The sequence below is a fragment of the Mesorhizobium sp. P2_E9 genome, assembly GCF_056403815.1.
In genome coordinates this window covers 70,556-87,762 of record NZ_JBFUET010000004.1, presented here as the reverse complement: position 1 = coordinate 87,762, position 17,207 = coordinate 70,556, and the positions used below count along the sequence as shown (strand labels likewise).

15 protein-coding genes are annotated in these 17,207 nt (G+C 63.6%); 8 read left to right on the top strand and 7 right to left on the bottom strand.

Annotation, left to right across the window (positions count from 1 at the left end):
• Positions 1 to 50 precede the first annotated feature (50 nt).
• Complete coding sequence (locus AC1D05_RS08815) at positions 51 to 875, top strand: hypothetical protein (RefSeq protein WP_477440097.1); 825 nt, start codon at positions 51 to 53, stop codon at positions 873 to 875.
• Between the two features lie 217 nt (positions 876 to 1,092).
• On the opposite strand, the gene AC1D05_RS08810 is transcribed toward AC1D05_RS08815, so the two are convergent.
• Positions 1,093 to 2,184 (bottom strand): hypothetical protein, encoded by a 1,092-nt coding sequence (locus AC1D05_RS08810; RefSeq protein WP_477440095.1) that lies wholly within the window; start codon positions 2,182 to 2,184, stop codon positions 1,093 to 1,095.
• 566 nt (positions 2,185 to 2,750) lie between these two features.
• Here AC1D05_RS08810 and AC1D05_RS08805 point away from each other — a divergent pair.
• Genes AC1D05_RS08805 through AC1D05_RS08775 form a run of 7 tightly spaced genes read left to right on the top strand, consistent with a single transcriptional unit; the run spans position 2,751 to position 9,861 of the window.
• On the top strand, positions 2,751 to 3,932 hold the full coding sequence (locus tag AC1D05_RS08805) for a carbohydrate kinase family protein (RefSeq protein ID WP_477440093.1): 1,182 nt from the start codon (positions 2,751 to 2,753) through the stop codon (positions 3,930 to 3,932).
• 60 nt (positions 3,933 to 3,992) lie between these two features.
• Positions 3,993 to 4,769 carry a glutamine amidotransferase gene (locus tag AC1D05_RS08800; RefSeq protein WP_477440091.1) on the top strand — a complete coding sequence of 259 codons (777 nt, stop codon included), beginning with the start codon at positions 3,993 to 3,995 and terminating at the stop codon, positions 4,767 to 4,769.
• A 34-nt stretch (positions 4,770 to 4,803) separates the two neighbouring features.
• Positions 4,804 to 5,574 carry an ATP-binding cassette domain-containing protein gene (locus AC1D05_RS08795; RefSeq protein ID WP_477440089.1) on the top strand — a complete coding sequence of 257 codons (771 nt, stop codon included), beginning with the start codon at positions 4,804 to 4,806 and terminating at the stop codon, positions 5,572 to 5,574.
• A gap of 34 nt (positions 5,575 to 5,608) precedes the next feature.
• Positions 5,609 to 6,595 (top strand): autoinducer 2 ABC transporter substrate-binding protein, encoded by a 987-nt coding sequence (locus AC1D05_RS08790; RefSeq protein ID WP_477440087.1) that lies wholly within the window; start codon positions 5,609 to 5,611, stop codon positions 6,593 to 6,595.
• A gap of 46 nt (positions 6,596 to 6,641) precedes the next feature.
• Positions 6,642 to 7,589 (top strand): ABC transporter permease, encoded by a 948-nt coding sequence (locus tag AC1D05_RS08785; RefSeq protein ID WP_477440085.1) that lies wholly within the window; start codon positions 6,642 to 6,644, stop codon positions 7,587 to 7,589.
• Positions 7,586 to 8,545: an ABC transporter permease gene (locus AC1D05_RS08780; protein WP_477440083.1), complete on the top strand. Its 960-nt coding sequence runs from the start codon at positions 7,586 to 7,588 to the stop codon at positions 8,543 to 8,545. Before AC1D05_RS08785 ends, AC1D05_RS08780 begins: the two co-directional genes overlap by 4 nt.
• Positions 8,542 to 9,861: a M20 family metallopeptidase gene (locus AC1D05_RS08775; protein ID WP_477440081.1), complete on the top strand. Its 1,320-nt coding sequence runs from the start codon at positions 8,542 to 8,544 to the stop codon at positions 9,859 to 9,861. Before AC1D05_RS08780 ends, AC1D05_RS08775 begins: the two co-directional genes overlap by 4 nt.
• 18 nt (positions 9,862 to 9,879) lie before the next feature.
• On the opposite strand, the gene AC1D05_RS08770 is transcribed toward AC1D05_RS08775, so the two are convergent.
• The 6 genes from AC1D05_RS08770 to AC1D05_RS08745 are packed head-to-tail and all read right to left on the bottom strand — an operon-like array spanning position 9,880 to position 17,136.
• Entirely contained in the window at positions 9,880 to 10,758 is an 879-nt protein-coding gene (locus AC1D05_RS08770; RefSeq protein WP_477440079.1) for an SMP-30/gluconolactonase/LRE family protein, read from the bottom strand.
• 36 nt (positions 10,759 to 10,794) lie between these two features.
• Positions 10,795 to 11,757 (bottom strand): 3,5-dioxohexanoate:acetyl-CoA acetone transferase, encoded by a 963-nt coding sequence (gene kce / locus AC1D05_RS08765; RefSeq protein WP_477440077.1) that lies wholly within the window; start codon positions 11,755 to 11,757, stop codon positions 10,795 to 10,797.
• Complete coding sequence (locus tag AC1D05_RS08760) at positions 11,754 to 12,701, bottom strand: 3-hydroxyacyl-CoA dehydrogenase (RefSeq protein WP_477440075.1); 948 nt, start codon at positions 12,699 to 12,701, stop codon at positions 11,754 to 11,756. The genes kce and AC1D05_RS08760 overlap by 4 nt, the downstream gene beginning before the upstream one ends.
• 10 nt (positions 12,702 to 12,711) lie before the next feature.
• A complete protein-coding gene (locus tag AC1D05_RS08755) occupies positions 12,712 to 13,518 on the bottom strand; it encodes an SDR family oxidoreductase (protein ID WP_477440073.1) in 807 nt (268 codons plus the stop codon).
• A 13-nt stretch (positions 13,519 to 13,531) separates the two neighbouring features.
• On the bottom strand, positions 13,532 to 15,607 hold the full coding sequence (locus AC1D05_RS08750; RefSeq protein WP_477440071.1) for an ABC transporter permease subunit: 2,076 nt from the start codon (positions 15,605 to 15,607) through the stop codon (positions 13,532 to 13,534).
• Positions 15,604 to 17,136, bottom strand: coding sequence for a sugar ABC transporter ATP-binding protein (locus tag AC1D05_RS08745; protein ID WP_477440069.1), 1,533 nt, complete (start codon positions 17,134 to 17,136; stop codon positions 15,604 to 15,606). Before AC1D05_RS08745 ends, AC1D05_RS08750 begins: the two co-directional genes overlap by 4 nt.
• Between the last annotated feature and the right edge of the window lie 71 nt (positions 17,137 to 17,207).

Genomic DNA, 17,207 nt, shown 5'->3' with positions numbered 1-17,207 from the left:
ACGCTTCCTTAGCTGTCGGGGCGGATGGCGATTCCCCGAGGAGGTTACCCATGACAAACCGAAAAACACTGTTCGCGGCGCTTGCCGCATTGACGCTTCTGGCGTCCCCTGCGCTCGCCGGAGCCGGCGGCAATGGGCACGGGGGCGGTGGTGGCAATGGTGGCGGTAACGGTGGTGGCAATGGTGGCGGTAACGGCGGCGGCAATGGCAACGGCAATGCTGGCGCCTCGCATGGCAAAAGCGGCGCTTCGCACGGCAAGTCGTCGTCAGCCCCGGGACAGGTGGCCAAGTCGGAAACGGACACCACGGTCGATACGACTGAGGTCTCGTCCGTGCCCAAGGAGAAGAACATCCACGCCAAGCTTGGCCGGCTGAACTCGCTGCAGCGCAACATCAACGCCTACATGAACTCCAAGAGCAAGAAGTTCGCTGCCATCCAGGCATTTGTGACGCAGTCGGCGAAAGCCAAGGTCGCCCAAGCCGCGGCAGACGAGGCAGCCGCCACGGCGGCCGCCGCCCAGGCGCAACTGGATACCCTGAATTCGCAACTGAGCGCGCTGACGTCGCTCACGGCCGCTCAGATTGCCGCCATGTCGCCCGCAGACCAGGCGGCCCTGCCCGGGAAGATATCGGCTCTGCAGGCCGAGGTCACTGCTCAGCAGGCAGTGGTCACCGCCGACAACACGGCAGCCGACCAGGCCGAGGCAGCGGCTACCGCGGCTACCGCCGGCACCGATCCGGCATCACTCGACGCAGCGCTGGCGGACATGGCCAACAAGCCCGTCGATGCCGATGTCACGGCCTGGGCCCAAGGCGTCCTTGCCGGCAAGATCGATCAGATGGCTACCAAGATCGAAGCGGAGACAACGCCTTAGGCACCGGCTAAAACGGCAGCAGCCGATCGAAGAAGAGCCGCCGGGCACCACCCGACGGCTCTGCTATTTCTTGACCATTGAAGAAAGCCGGCCTGTTTGCGATCTCCGGCGCCCTCGGTCCTGCCCGGCACGAAAATGAAGATCGGCGCGCACGACATCATCGTCGGCCGGAAAGGCCATTCCAGCATGAAGGGCCTGTTGCTGATCTAGCCTCGTATCACTTCAACCCGACCAGCCGCCTCAGGCGTCGACGCAAGCTCATTGCAATTACTTGACGACGAAGGCGGTCGATTTCGGCGTCGAGTCTGGTCCGCTCTTCGGCGTGCGCCGCTACGGCCGCACTCAGCGCTTCCTGACTGACCCTGGCCCGATCGAGCGCCGCATCCGCGGCGAGCTTTTCCTCATTGATCCCTGCGTTCTGGATCGCCGCATCCGCGGCCAGCTTTTCCTGGTTGATCCTGGCGCGCTCGAGCGCTGCATCCGCGGCGAGCTTTTCCTCTCGAACGCCGCGGAGCTCGCGGCGTAACGCAATATTGTCCACCTCCACAGGGCTCGGGTATCGGATTTGCGGTTGGGGAATCACTGTATCCGCCGCCGATAGCCCTTTCTGTGTTGCAACTTCGTCGCCGATCCTGACCTTGGCAAGCGAAGCAACGCTGGCGTGTGCCTCCCGAGCAGTTTGCGGAGACACGTCTATGGGTAGGATGGGTTTCAGCGTGTGGTAGAGATATTCCCAGTCTTCAACCATCCGCGGGAAGACTGGAAAAACAAGTGGAATTTGGGCCTCGGCGGCACGATGAACCAACCTGTGGAAGCTGACGGCCAGCAGCCTGGCCTGATCGAGCGGATTGAGTGAAAAAACGAGCCCGCCGGGGGTCACCCCGGCTACCTCCCAGGTTCGATCCAGCTTGTCCGCAACCCACGGCTGGGTCTGATGAACCGATCGATACTCCGCCACGGCGCGGCTGGTAGCGGCCTCGACAAGATCGCGAATGGGAACCACCAGCGCATCGATCGCAAATCGCTTGCTGCCCAGGATCTCCTCAATATATTCCCCGGCCCACGGCGACTTGAGGACATAGGGCAAATCCTGGTCCGGCTGGACCAGCAGCATCTGTTCCAAACCGGCATTGGCGGAAGAAGACCAGCCAGCCCCCTCTTCACCGTAGCGCCCGAAGCTGGTGTCCAGACCAAGGGCAGTTAGATACTTGACGAGAAAGCTTGTCCCAGCCCGGCCTGTTCCAGCAATCAGGAGATGACGCCGGGGCGACGCTGGTCCAGCACCTGAACTGGTAGAGGTCTCGGTCATCACGAAATTCCGATCTCACGTCTGTTGTGAATCGCCAGACCGTTCTCCGGCGTCATTTTATCGACTTATCGACGCTGGAGCCGTCATGGGTCGACTCCGGACGGCAAACCTTCAGCAGCAGTGTCATGAGAAGCCGATCCGTTGGAAACAAGAAACGCTACGGCAATTGCAGCAACTGGAATTTGTCAGCTACGTACCAACCGGATTTGAATGTGGCAACGCCCTCAAACTCCAGTGTCAGGCGTCGAAACCAAACAAGGCGCCTTGCCCGCAAAAACACGCCGCGTGTCGGATTCTGTCAGCCGCTCGCGGCCGACGAAATGGCAACTGCGCCGAGCACCAATCAGGCCGATCGGCCAAACAAAGTGCAGAAAATGCGAATGCACAAACCTTTAGCCAAAAATTGAAAATCGTTCAAATTTGGTAACGCGAATTCGAATTTCGGCCGCGTCATGGTTTTGATTTCCAAGTCCAGAGCAACAGCATCAATTCTTTGGAAGATAATTCCGTTGAGGCATCGCATCTTCGCTGCTACCGTTTGAAACGCTTCAATCGGAACCAGGCAATTGCAACGCAAGCGCCCTACCATAGCGGATGTCGCACGAACCGCCGGTGTCTCCATCGGCACGGTGTCGAACTTCATCAATGGCACCGCCGGCCTCAGGGAAGACACGCGCGACCGCATCGAGAAGGCGGTTGCCGCGCTGATGTACCGGCCGAGTTCCTTCGCCCGCTCGCTGCCCGGCCGCGCGCCGCGCAGGCCAAATAATCTCGATCACCTGCCAAGGCTTCTGGTCGCCGGACGCGTCAGCGTCGACTTCCTGTGCCGCGTCGACGTGCTGCCGCATCGCGACGACCGCATCACCGCCAGCCATATCGAAAAGGCACTGGGCGGACCGGCGGCCAATCTCGCGGTTGCCGCGGCAGGCGTCGGGGTGCCCTATGCCCTTGACGTGGAACTGGCGACGGCGGTCGGCAGGGATGCCGAGAGCGACTGGGCGCTGGGCGAGCTCGCCAAACTGGGTGTCCACGCCCTCCCCATCCGCAGCACGCCCAACAACCGGCTTTCGCAAGCGATCGTCATCATCGAGCGCAATGGCAGCCGCACTATCATCAGCGAACCATTCGAACTGGGTGAGGTCGACCTGACCGCCAATCTGGACATCCAGCCCGAACAGCGCCCGGCCTGCCTGCATATCGAGGGCTTTCACTATGAGACGATGATCGCCTCGATAGAGCGCTTTCATCAGGCGGGTTGGAAGGTGAGCCTGCATTCGGCCGGCCTGCCCAAGAGCGCGCGCACGCCGGAAGCTTTTACGCAGATGGTCAGGCAGATCGACCTGACCTTCATCAACGACGTGATGATGCGGGAGATTTTCGGCTTTCGCACCGGGATGGCGAGCATGATCGAAGAGGTGCGGCTGATGCTGTCGCGCATCAAGCCGCGCGGGTCGGTCGTGCTCACCCTTGGTGAGTTTGGCGCGGTCGTCTTCCCGTCGGGTGGCGGCCCACAGATCGAGGTGCCGGCGCTGCCGGTCAACCGCGTCGACGCCACCGGCGCCGGCGACAGTTTTGCCGGCATTTTCCTCAGCCTCTGGCTGCATGGCGCGTCGCTGGATGCCGCCGCCCGCTATGCCGCGATCGGCGCGAGCCTGACGACCACCGTCGAAGGCGCGCAGGGCTACATCGCGGATTTTGCGACCCTGAAGGCCACCGCCTTGGCGAACGACGCTGCGATGGCAAGTTAAATCAAATACTTATCGTTTTCTGGGCATCGGCCCATCTGGCGAAATCAGGAGAATATGATCATGGCGAAAGCAAAAGTCCTTCTGGTCGGCGAGAGCTGGATGAGTTCGGCGACCCACTACAAGGGCTTCGACCAGTTCGGCAGCGTCACCTTTCATCTGGGCGCAACACCGCTCGTCAATGCCTTGAAGGACAGCGAATTCGATCTTGACTACATGCCCGCCCATGAGGCCGTCGAAAAGCTGCCTTTCACCATGGAGGGTCTGTCGCAATACAAGGCGATCATCCTCTCCGACATCGGCGCGAACTCGCTGCTGCTGCATCCCGATGTCTGGCTGCACGGCAAGACGGTGCCCAACCGGCTCAAGTTGCTGCGCGACTGGACGCTGGCCGGCGGCGGCCTGATCATGATCGGCGGCTACCTCTCCTTCCAGGGCATCGACGGCAAGGCGCGCTGGCATCGCACGGCGGTCGAGGATGCGCTGCCCGTGACCTGCCTGCCCAACGATGACCGGTTGGAAATTCCCGAGGGCTTTCGGCCTGAGATCATCGGCCCCGGGGATCACCCGCTCTTTGCCGGCATCGACGGCGAGTGGCCCATTCTTCTCGGCGCCAACGAAGTCGTTGCCCGCGACCGGGACGATGTCGAAGTCCTGGCTCGGCTGCCGCGGGACCAGGGCGGTCACCCGCTGCTGGTCACGGGACGCCATGGCGAGGGTCGCACCCTGGTCTGGACGTCGGATATCGGCCCGCACTGGCTGCCCAACAGCTTCGTCGAATGGCCCGGCTATGCGCGCCTTTGGACCAACGTGCTGCGCTGGGTGAGCAAGACCGTTTAGCCACTTAGCCCGATCGACCGCCGGGGAACCCGTTATGACAGAACCCTTTCTTGTCGCCAGGAACATCGCCAAGCGCTTCGGCGCGCTGACGGCGCTTTCAAATGTCGACCTGGAGATCCGCTCCGGCGAGGTGCTGGCACTGCTCGGCGACAATGGCGCGGGCAAATCGACCTTCATCAAGATCCTGGCGGGCGCCCATGCGCCGAGCGATGGCGAACTCGTCATCGAGGGCAATCCGGTTGCCTTCTCCTCGCCCAAGGATGCGGCGTCATCGGGGATCGCGACGATCTTCCAGGAACTGGCACTCTCGGAGAACCTGTCGATCGCCGAAAACGTGTTTCTCGGCCGTGAATTGAAACGCTCCATTTTGGGCATTCCGTTTCTGAAGCGTCAGGAAATGCGCCAGCGCGTCGATGGCCTGCTGAAGGAGCTCGACGCTCATATTTCCGATCCGGAAGCGCCCGTTGGCAGCCTGTCTGGCGGCCAGCGTCAAGCCGTTGCCATCTGCAGGGCGCTCAATCTGAACGCCAAACTGGTCATCATGGACGAGCCGACGGCGGCTCTTGCCGTTGCCGAGACCCGCAAGGTGCTGGCGCTGACCCGGCGGCTTGCCGCGCGCGGCTGTGCCGTCGTCCTCATCAGCCACAACATTTCCGAAGTCTTCGAGGTTGCCGACCGCATCGTCGTGTTCCGGCGCGGCCGCAAGGTGGCCGAACGGCTGGCGACCGAGACCAATCACGAGGAAGTCGTTTCGCTCATAACAGGCGCTCATCCCGACGTGCGGGCGCTCGAAAAAACAAACTGAAACGCACGTCATTTCCAGAGAGGATCAAACCACAATGCTTTCACAGTTCAAGAAAGTGCTCGCCGCCTCCGCATTGTCACTCGTCATTGCCACGGCAGCGCACGCCGCCGACAAACACAAGGTCGCCTTCGTCCCGCAGTTGATCGGCATCCCCTATTTCAACGCCATGGAAGCCGGTGGCAATCGCGCCGCCAAGGATCTTGGCGTCGATTTCATCTATTCCGGCCCTGTCGACACCAACCCGGTCGACCAGTTGCAGATCGTCCAGAACCTGATCGACCAAGGCGTCGAGGCGATTTCGGTCAGCGTGCTTGATGCCTCCAGCATCGCCCCCGTGGTCGAGAGCGCCAAGGCGAAGGGCATCAAACTGTTCACCAGCGACAGCGATGCGCCCGACAGCGGCCGCGCTGTCTATGTGGCGCAGGCGACCGACGAAGGCCTCGGCACCACGATCGTCGACGAACTCGTCAAGCGCGTCGGCGAGGACGCAACGATCGGCATCGTCTCCGGCGAGGCGACAGCGTCCAATCTCAACGCCTGGATCGGCTTCATGCAGAAGCAGGCCACCGCCAAATATCCGAAGCTGAAGCTGCTCGCGCCGCAATTCGCCGGTGGCACGGCCGAGCGCGCCGCGCAAATATCAGGCGATCTCATGGCCGCCAATCCCGACATCAAGGCCATCATTGCCGTTGCTTCCTCGACCTGCCCCGGCGTTGCCCAGGCCATTGAAACCGCCGGCAAGATCGGCTCCGTCATCGGTGCCGGCTACTGCAGCCCGAACACGGCGCGCTCCTACCTGAAGAGTGGCGCCTTCGGCTTCACCGTGCTGTGGGATCCCGAGCAGCTCGGCTATCTCACGGTCTGGGCCGGCAAGCAGTTGATCGACGGCAAGGCCTTCGAGGCGGAGAACAAGATCGCCGGCCTGGAGAAGCCCGTCACCTACGATGCCGCCAAGGGCATCCTGCTGCTCGGACCGCCGGCTGTCTTCACCAAGGACAATGTCGACAAGTTCAATTTCTGAGCCTGACATGAGCGCGGTGCGACAGTCTGCAAACGGGGTCTTCTCCATGAACGGACGCGAGTGGTCTCTGCTTGTCGCCTGTTTGTTGGCGATCATCATCTTTTCTGTCGCATCGCCCCACTACGCCACGTCAGGCAATGCGGCGACGGTCCTGCGCAACAGCGTCGAACTGTTGCTGATCGGCCTCGGCATGACCTTGCTTCTGGCCATGGGCGGCATCGACGTGTCGATCGGCATCGTCATGGGGCTCGCGGCCATCGCCATCGGCCGCGTGCTCGGTGCCGATGGCAACCCGGCGCTGGCGATCATTGTCGGCCCGCTGGTCGGGGCACTGCTGGGATGCGTGACGGCAACCGTCGTCGTGCTGGGCCGCGTTCCGGCCATCGTCGGAACGCTTGGCCTGCTCGGCGTCTACCGCACCGCCGTCTTCGTCCTGCTCGGCGGGCAATGGCTTTCCGGCCTGCCCTCGAGCCTCACCAATGTTCTTGCAACGACCGTATTCGGTATTCCGGTTCCTGCCCTGGTGATCGCGGTCGCTTATCTCATCGTCTGGCTGGCGTTGCGGCGAACGCCCTATGGGCTGCATCTGCTGGCGATCGGCAATTCGGAAGAGAAGGCGCGGCTGTCTGGCATACCGGTCATCAAGACCCGCTTCATGACCTTCCTCATCAGCGGCTTTCTGACCGGCATCGCCGCCACTTTCTATGTCGCCACCTACCGCAATGTCGAAATGACGATCGGCAGCACACTGGCGCTCGATGCCATTGCCGCGGTCATTCTCGGCGGCACCAGCATATTGGGCGGCAAATGCAGCCTGATCGGTACCGTGCTCGGCGTGCTTCTCCTGCGCATTCTCCAGAACGGACTGCTGTTGATCGGCGTCCCCTCGCTCTGGCAGCCTGTCGTCACTGGGGTTCTCATCATCGGCGTGCTTGGCTTCGAGGCAGTCTCCAACCGGCTGCCGCTTGGCCTGATCCAGCGGGCCCGCGCATGAAAACGCTCCGCAACCTGCAGGGCCCAGCCCTCACCCTGGCTTTGCTCTGCGCGCTCTGGCTGATCGTGATTGTCGGCCTGCTGGCGCTCAGACCTTCGGTCTTCAACCTCGGCACCGTCACCACCATCCTTCAGTTCTCGACGATCCTGGCGCTGGTCGGCCTTGGCCAGGCGCTGGTCATCCTGGCCGGCGGCGCCGGCATCGACCTGTCGGTCGGCGGCGCGGTCTCACTTTCGGCCATCGTGGCCATGCTTTGCATCAAGCTGGGCTTGCCGCCTGTCCTGCTGCCGGCCGTCTGCATCCTGGCAGGCGCAACGCTCGGTGCGTTGAACGGATGGCTGGTCAACGGGCTTGCCCTTCTGCCCTTCATCGCGACGCTGGGAACATTCTTCGTCTATTCCGGCGCGGCACTCGCTGTTACCGGAGGTGCCGCCCAGGCTGGCGTGCCGTCATGGCTGCTTGTCTGGGGCCGTGGCGTCGTCATGGGCATTCCCTTGCCTTTCCTGACGCTCGCCATCCCATGTTTCGTCCTGGCCGGCCTGATGCTGATCTCGACGGCTTGGGGGCGCTGGATCTACGCCATGGGCTTCAACGAACGCTCGGCCAAACTGGTCGGCATTCCGGTCGATCGCGTGCGCTTCATCCTCTATTGCTTGAGCGGCGCGCTCGCTGGTGCTGCTGGTCTGGTTTCACTCGCCTGGCTCGGCAGCGGCAGGCCTAATATCGGCCAGAACCTCGAACTCGAATCGCTCACCGCGGCCATGCTCGGAGGCATCGTCATCACCGGCGGACGCGGTGGCGTCGGCGGTGTGTTCGCGGCCGTCCTGCTGCTGGTCACGCTGAAGACCGGCCTTCTGCAATTGAACATCAACACGGTTTGGCAGGTGGGGATTGTCGGCGCCCTTCTGGTGTTCGTCCTTCTCGCCGACCGACTTTCCCAACGTTGGAGATCATGATGCCGTCCAAAGAAGAGATCATCGCCGCGCGCGTCGAGGCAGCCGCCGACCGCATCGTCGCAACGCTGAGCGATCTCGTCGCCTTCCCCTCCATCGTGAAATCCAATCCGAAGGAGGCCGGGCCCGGCGAGCGTGATTGCCAGCTCTATCTGCAGAAGCGCATCGAAGCGCTCGGCTTCACGACCGACCTCTGGGATCCGGATGGGCCCGCGCTCTACGAAAAGTACAAGGGGCGCGCCGGCGCCAACAAGGGCAGGACTTTTTCGGGCCGGCCCAATCTCGGCGGCATCCTGAAAGGCACCGGCGGCGGGCGCTCCATCATGCTCACCGGCCATATCGACGTCGTGCCACCGGGCGCCGCCAGCCACTGGGCGACCGACCCGTTCCAGCCCGTCCTCAAGGAGGGATTTCTGCACGGCCGCGGCACGGTCGACATGAAAGGCGGCGTCGCCTGCATGCTGATGGCCGTCGAGATCTTGAAGGAGCTCGACATTCCCCTGTCCGGCGATATCGTCTTCACGACCGTCGTCGATGAGGAGATTGGCGGCATGGGGTCGCTCGCCATGGTCGATCGCGGCTTTCACGCCGACGCCGGCATCATGACCGAACCGACGGCAAACAAGATCGCGCCGCTCTGCCACGGCATATTGTGGGGCAGGATCATCATCGACGGCATAGGCGGCCATGCCGAACTCACGCCGAATGCCTGGTATTCGAGCGGCCCGGTCGATGCCGTCCAGCTTTGCCGGCAAATCCTCGACGGCATCGACATCCTCAACCGGCGCTGGATGTTCGACCCCAGGAAGAACCATCCGCTGATGGATCTGCCCAACCAGATCATCGTCACCCAGATCAACGCCGGCGAACACCCCTCCTCGATGGCAGGACGCGGCGAGATCATCATCGACGCGCAATATCTGCCGAGCGAGCATGACGAGTTCAGGCTGGGCGGCAACGTCAAACGCGAAATCGAAGAGCATATCGCCAATGTCTGCCAGGCAGATCCCTATCTGCGAAAGCACCCGGCCCGCATAGAGTGGATCCTCGACGCGGACTGCGCCGAAATCCCGTCGGACAATCCGTTCGTCGGCGTCTTTCAGCAGGCGGTCGAGGAAGCCAATCTATCGCCCATTCTCAGCGGTTTCGGCGCGCACAGCGACATCGGCCTGCCGACCGGCCTTGGCAACACGCCGACCGTCAATTTCGGCCCCGGCGATCCGGCGCAGGCGCATCAGCCGAACGAACGCGTTTCGGTGCGCGATCTCGTCGATTGCACAAAGGCGATTGCGATTGCTGTCGAGAAATGGTGCCGCTGAACTTGCAGCGGGCCGAAGTCAGCCGCCAAACCGCGGCTCCGGAACGCCGGTCACGCCGAGGCCTGATATGGCGAACAGGCTGCCGCGCAGGACACCGTCGCCGGGAAAGCGCGGCAGCGGCGGCTTGGCCATCGAGGTGACATAGAGCGTGTCGAGCTTCGGCCCGCCGAACATGACGCTGGTGATCTTCTTCACCGGCATGTCGATGATGCGATCGACGCTGCCGTCAGGCGCATAGCGCACCAGGCGTCCGTCATAGACCAGCGCATTCCACAGATAGCCCTCGGCATCCACGGTCGAGCCATCGGCGGCCCCGCCCTTGCTGGTATCGACGCGCACGAAGGTGCGGCGGTTGGTGGCAGCCCCGGTGTCGATGTCGTAATCGTAGGCCCAGATCTCGCCGGTCCAGGTGTCGGCGAAATAGAAGGTGCGGTCGTCGGGGCTCCAGCACGGACCGTTGGAGCAGATGATGCCGGAATCGATCCGGGTGACGGAGAAATCCGGATCGAGCCGGTAGAGTCCGCCGGATGGCCCCTCCTCCATCGTGTCCATCGAGCCGGCGAAGAAGCGGCCGCGTCGGTCGACCTTGCCGTCATTGAGACGGTTCATCGGCCTGTCCGGCTCCGGATCATGGATCAAGGTCACATCGCCAGAGGCGAAATCGAGCAGATGGAAGCCGCGCTGCAGCGAGACGACCGCGCCGCTGCCATCCTTGCGCAGCGCCATCGAGCCGATCTTCATCGGCACGTCCCAGCAGCGGATCTCGCGCCCATCGGCGGTGGCACGAAACACACGCCCGTCGAAACTGTCGATCCAGTACAGGCGCTCCTGCTCGACGTCCCAGAGCGGGCCTTCGCCCAGCGTCGTCTTCACGTCCACCACGACTTCGATCTTCATGCCATCCTCCTCTGTTTCGACGACTGCAGCGCCTGGTCAGAAGGCGACCTTGTCGCCGCCCTTCAGTGACAGGATCTCGCGCGCCTCGTCCGGCGTCGCCACCGCCATGCCAATCCCCTCGATGATCTTGCGCGCCAGGAGAACTTGCTCGGCATTCGACTTGGCGAGTTTGCCCTTGCCGGCCCAAAGGCTGTCCTCCAGCCCGACCCGAATGTTGCCGCCGAGCGCTGCCGATTGCGCGGCGATGCGCAACTGGCTGGCGCCGGCGCCGAGCACCGACCAGCGGAACTGGTCGCCGAACAGCCGGTCCGCGGTGCGCTTCATATGGGCGACGTCTTCGGGATGGGTGCCGATGCCGCCGAGCAGGCCGAACACCGACTGCACGAAGAACGGCGGCTTCACCAGCCCGCGGTCGGCGAAGTGGGAGAGGTTGTAGAGATGGGCAATGTCATAGCACTCGAACTCGAAGCGCGTGCCATTGTCGTAGCAAGTCGCCAGAATGTACTCGATGTCCTTGAACGAGTTGCGGAAAACGAGGTCGCGCGTCGCCTCCAGATGGGGCTTTTCCCAGTCGAACTGGAAGGTCTCGTATTTGTCGGCGAGATGATAGAGCCCGAAATTGATCGAGCCCATGTTGAGGGAAGCCACTTCCGGCTTGAACTGGGCGGCCGGGCGCACGCGCTCCTCGACCTTCATGTAGGGGCTGCCGCCGGTGGTGATGTTGATGGCGGCATTGGTGCCTTGCTTGACGCGCGGCAGGAAGCGGGCGAAGGCCTCCGGCGTCTGGTCGGGTTTGCCGGTTTCCGGGTCGCGCGCATGCAGGTGCAGGATCGCCGCACCGGCCTCTGCCGCGGCGATCGCCTCCGAAGCGATCTGGTCCGGCGTGATCGGCAGATAGGGCGACATGGTCGGCGTATGGATCGCGCCCGTCACCGCGCAGGTGATGATAACCTTGCCTTTGGCCGCCGTGGCGCCTGATTTGCGGCTGGTTTCTTTCATTGTCCGAACTCCTGATCCGATTTCTTCTTGTGTGCCGCCAGCGCCATCAGCCGGCGATCCCGCCAGACCTGCCGGTCGCCCAGGCTCTCCCTAGGCAAGCGCTTGCTGCGCTCGGCCTCGACGGTTTTCATGACCTCGCCCGCCCAGTCGACCCGGCGCAGCATCTGCGGAAAAATGTTGGAATAGATGCCCTGGTAGCGCTCGACATAATCGCGCACACCGCCGGGCGCATTGAGGTCGATGGTCTCGAACGGTCCCATGAACGACCAGCGGAGCGCCAGCCCGTCACGGATGCCGATGTCGACATCCTCAACGCTGGCGTAGCCATCCGCGACAAGCCGGAAAGCTTCCTCCAGCAAGGCGCCCTGCAAGCGGTTCATGATGAAGCCGTCGAGCTCGCGCTTCATCACCAGCGGCGCATGGCCGGCATCGATGAGGAAGGCACGGGTTCTTTCAAGCGTCTCGGCCGATGTCCACGGCGCCGGCACCACCTCGGCCGCCGGAATGAGATAGGGCGGGTTGATCGGATGCACGACCAGGCAACGGTGCCGCCCTTGCAGATGGTCGGTGAATTTCGACGGCAACAGCGCCGAGGTGGAACTGGCGATGACAGTTTGCGGGCCAGCAAGGCTGTCGATCAGGGAATACACCTGCCGCTTCACATCGAGGTTTTCAGGTGTGTTCTCCTGGACATGGGCTGCATCGGCCAGCGCCTCCGCCAGCTCGGCGACGATGGCTATGCGGCCAAGTACGATGTCGACGGACTGCCCACGCAGCAGATCGCTCGCGGCAAGATCGCCCAGCACACCTTCTATATAGTCGCGCGCGCCACCTGTCGCGGCAGGCGACTGGTCCCACATCCGTACATCATGGCCGGCGCGGGCGAAGCTGATCGCCCAGGCCCGCCCGATGAACCCGGTTCCGACAATCGCGACATTAGCCATGGAGTGTTCCTCAGAGTGTTTCGACGTTGCCGTCGACGCCAAGCGACTGGCCCGAAATGTTGATGCCCGCGTCGGACAACAGGAATGCGACCATTGAGGCGACGTCATAAGGACTGGTCATGCGGCGCAGCGAGATGTTCTGCAGATAGCGCCCGGTCATCTCCTCATGACTGATGCCGACTTGCTTGGCGCGTGCCGAGATGACGCCTTCGATGCGCGGTCCCTCGATGATGCCGGGCAGGATGGCGTTGACCCTGATGCCGTGTGGCCCAAGCTCCTTGGCGAGGCTCTGCGTGAAACCGATGACGCCGAACTTGGCCGCCGAATAGGGCGTGCGGAACGCGTAGCCGTGACGGCCGGCCGCCGAGGACATCGAGACGATCGAGCCGCCGCCCGCCACCTTGATCAGCGGCACGGCGCGCCGGGCGCAGAGGAACTGGCCGGTGAGACAGATGTCGATGCAGCGTCGCCAGTCGTCCGGCTCGATCTCGTCGACGCCACCGGTCGGCCCGGCAATGCCGGCATTGTTGATCAGCGCGTCGAGCCCGCCGAGTTTTTCCTTGACCGTCTCGAACAGCCGGTCGACGTCGTCGTCGCGCGAGACATCCGCCTTGACCGCTGCGACCAAATCGATCTTGCCGGGAGCCGCGGCCAGCGCCTCGTCGGAAATATCGCAGACGACGATGCGGGCGCCGAGCCGCGAAAGCGTGTCGGCGATGGCGAAGCCGATGCCGCCGGCGCCCGCCGTCACCAGTACGCGCTGTCCTTTCAGCCCGGCCAGAAATTCGTCCGCCGATGCGGGTGCCTTTGTGCTCATCGTCCTGTCCTTTTTATTGCAGCCGCCGTTCGCGCAGCGCCATGACGGCACCCAGAACGACCAGCCCGTAAAGAATTGCCCTCGTAGCGTAGGGCAGCGTGGTGCCGGCCAGCAGCATCTGCAGCGCGGTCAAAAGCAGCACGCCGCCGAGCATGCCGAGATAGTGGCCGCGCCCGCCGGTGATCAGCGCGCCGCCGACCACCACGACCGCGATCGACGGCAACAGATAATCGTCGCCCATGCCTAGGCTCGCCTGACCGGAAAAACCGGTCAGCATGATGCCGACGATAGCAGCACAAACGGCCGACAACATGTAGACCAGGATCAGCGTACGCTCGACGCCGATGCCTGACAGGCGCGCCGCGCGCAGCCCGTTGCCAATGCCGTAGACCCGGCGCCCGAACGCCGTGCGTCCAAGCAGCAGCACCGCCCCGACGACGAAGACGACCATCAGCAGGACGATCGGCGTCACGAAACCGAGCTTGGCTGTCATGAACCAGCGCAGCATCGGCGAGGAGAAACCGGCCGGCGTTCCTTGCGAATAGATGAGCGCGAAGCCCTGCAGGATGCCGTTCGTGGCAAGCGTCATGACGATCGGCGAGATGCCGAGATAGGCGATGCCGAAGCCATTGGCGAAGCCGATGGCGCAGGCCATCACCAGCACGACCGGCAAGGCATAGACAAGCGCCGCGTCGGAGCCATTGACCATGCCGGCCAGGATGATGCCGGAAATGCCGATCGTCCACGGCACGGAGAGATCGAGGCCGCCGGTCAGGATGACCGTTCCCTGCCCCAGCGCCAGGACGGCGAGGAAGGACGACAGCACCAGCAGGGAGTTCCAGTAACCCGGATTGAGGATGGCGCGGCCGAGCCAGACCTGCGTGACGACCACGATGATGAGCAGGCAGACATAGGCGGGCAGCGCATAGCGCAACGTCTCGGCGTTGCGCAGGCGGAAAGCCGGGCGCGGCGCTGCCGGACCGCGCTGGCCTTGCGAAGGCCCAGTGATCTTCAGCCGCCTGTCGACCGGTTCAAGCTGCGAGGGCAAGATGCCGGCGCGCCAGGCGGCGAGCCGGGCGCGCGCCGCGCGCAGTTGCACGGCAAGCACCGATGCGTGAGACAAGGATCCGGCCAGGGCCGCCAGCACCAGAATGGTGCCTTCCGCGATGGTCGCATAGTAAGCCGACACATTGAGCACCAGCAGGATGTTCACCACCATCATCAGGATATAGGCGCCGAAGACGGTGCCCACCGGACCACCCTGCCCGCCGCCAAGCCGCGTGCCACCGACCACCACCGCCGCGAACATCGACAGCAGCAACGGATTGCCGACCAGCGGGTCGCCGCTGCCGGTCTGCGCGCTGATGAACACGCCGGCAAGGCCGTAGCAGCCGCCGGCGATCACATAGACGGCAAAGCGTACCAGCACGACATTGATGCCGACGGCAGCCGCCGAATCCGGGTCACTGCCAACGGCATAGAGTGCTGTGCCGAAACGGGTTCCCTTCAGCCAGAACCAGGCGAGCAGGACGACGCCGATCACGACCAGCGGCATTGGCAGCCAGCCGGTGATCGCGTTACCCAGATAGAAGGTGCCGAGATCGGGCGACACGAAGCCACCTGGCTTGTCCATCACCAGCAGCGTGACACCTTGCAGGATGAACATGGTGGACAGAGTCACCACGATGGGCTGCATGCGCAGCACGGCGATGAAGAAGCCGTTGAAGGCACCGACCGCCATGCCGACGCCGATGCCGACCGCCGTCCACAGCAGGATGCTGGCGCCCGGCGCCATCGGGTCCATGCTCGATGCCAGCACAGCATTGACCAGCGAAATCACCGCACCGGCGGAGAGGTCGAAGCCACCCGACAGGATGACGATGGTCTGGCCGATCGCCGCCAGCGCCGAGGTCGCGCCGCCGCTCGACAGGAACGACACGTCGAAATAGGTCAGCGGCCCGGCACTGATCCCGTCAACAATGAAAAGCAGGATCGCAAGCACGGCCGCGGCAATCAGCGCGCCGCGATTGCGCATCAGCGCGCGGCGCAGCCCGAAACCAGCGGAAGCAGGAGGTGAAACGCTGCTCATGCGGCTGCTTCTCCGGCATGGCCGAGCGCCGGACGCATGATGGCGGGCTCGGTGATGGCGTCACCTTCGAGCTCGGCCGCGATACGCCCATCGTAAAGAACAAGGACCCGGTCGCATTGGTGGACCAGTTCGGGAATTTCCGTCGAGTGCAGCAGGATCGAGCCACCGGCGACGACGTAGTTTCGCATCATCACATAGAGCTCATGCTTGGTGCCGACATCGATGCCGCGTGTGGGATCGAACAGAAGCAGGATGCGGCTCTGCGCCACCAGCCATTTGGCGATGGCGATCTTCTGCTGGTTGCCGCCCGAAAACGCCCCGGCCCGTGTCCACAGCGCCCGGCGGTCGACCTCGACAGTGGCGAAAGCCTCCTCGACGGAGCGGGTCTCGGCAGCGGCATCGACAAGGCCGAAGCGCGTGAAGCGCGACACCACGGGCAAAGTGGCGTTCTGGCTGCCCGACAGTTTCAGGAACAGGCCTTCGGATTTGCGGTCCTCCGGCACCAGGCCGATGGCCATGTTGGACCGCAAGGCATCCGCCGGTGAGCCGAGCCAGACCTTGCGGCCGTCGACAAGGACGTCGCCACGGATGATTTCGGCCATGCCGAAACAGGCCAGGAACAAATCCTGCTGGCCCATGCCTTGCAGTCCGGCAACGCCGAGGATCTCACCCCGGCGCAGGTCGAAGTGCGCGCCATCGAGCTTGCGCCCGACCTTGAGGTCGCGCACGCCCAGAACCGCTGGACCGAAGGCCTGGGCGCTATCAGGCTTGGGCGGGAAAGTCTGCTCGATGCTGCGGCCGATGATCTTCTCGATGACGTCGCCGTCGGTGACATCGGCAACCGGCGCGGTGACGATGTGGCGGCCGTTTCTCAGGATCGTCAGCGTGTCGCAAAAGGCGCGCACCTCGCGCATGCGATGGGTGATGAAGACGATGGTCGTGCCCGCCGCCTTCAGCCTGGCGATGATGTCGCCCAGCCAGTCGACATCGCGGCCGGCAAGCGTCGAGGTCGGCTCGTCGAGCAAAAGGATGCGCGGCTTGCGATAGACGGCGCGCGCGATCTCGATCTTCTGCCGCACCGAAAGCTCGAGTTCGCTCACCTCGGCGTCGAGATCGACGGAAAAACCGAGCTCGTCGATGTGGCGGCGGACCGCATTGCGGGCGGCATTGCGGCGGATCAGACCGGAGATGCCGACGGGAGCGTAGGGCAACAGCATGTTGTCGAGGACGGAGAGATCGCGCACCAGGGTCATCTCCTGGAACGCCGTCTGCACGCCTAGCGCATGGGCCGTGCGCGGCGCGCCATAGCCGATCTCCTTGCCGAAGACCCTGATTTGACCGGCGCTCGGTCGCACCAGTCCCGACAGCAGTTTCACCAGCGTCGACTTGCCGGCTCCGTTTTCACCCAGCAACGCATGAACGCTGCCGGGCTCGATCCTGAACGACACGTCGTCCAGCGCGACGGTGGCACCGAACGCCTTGCTGATGCCGTCGATCTCGATGGCGGGAAGCTCGGAGGGGTCTGTCATTGTCCTGGATCGCCGGGCTTTTGATCGACATGCATTAGGGCGGATCGACGATGCGCGGACAAGTCCGCGCA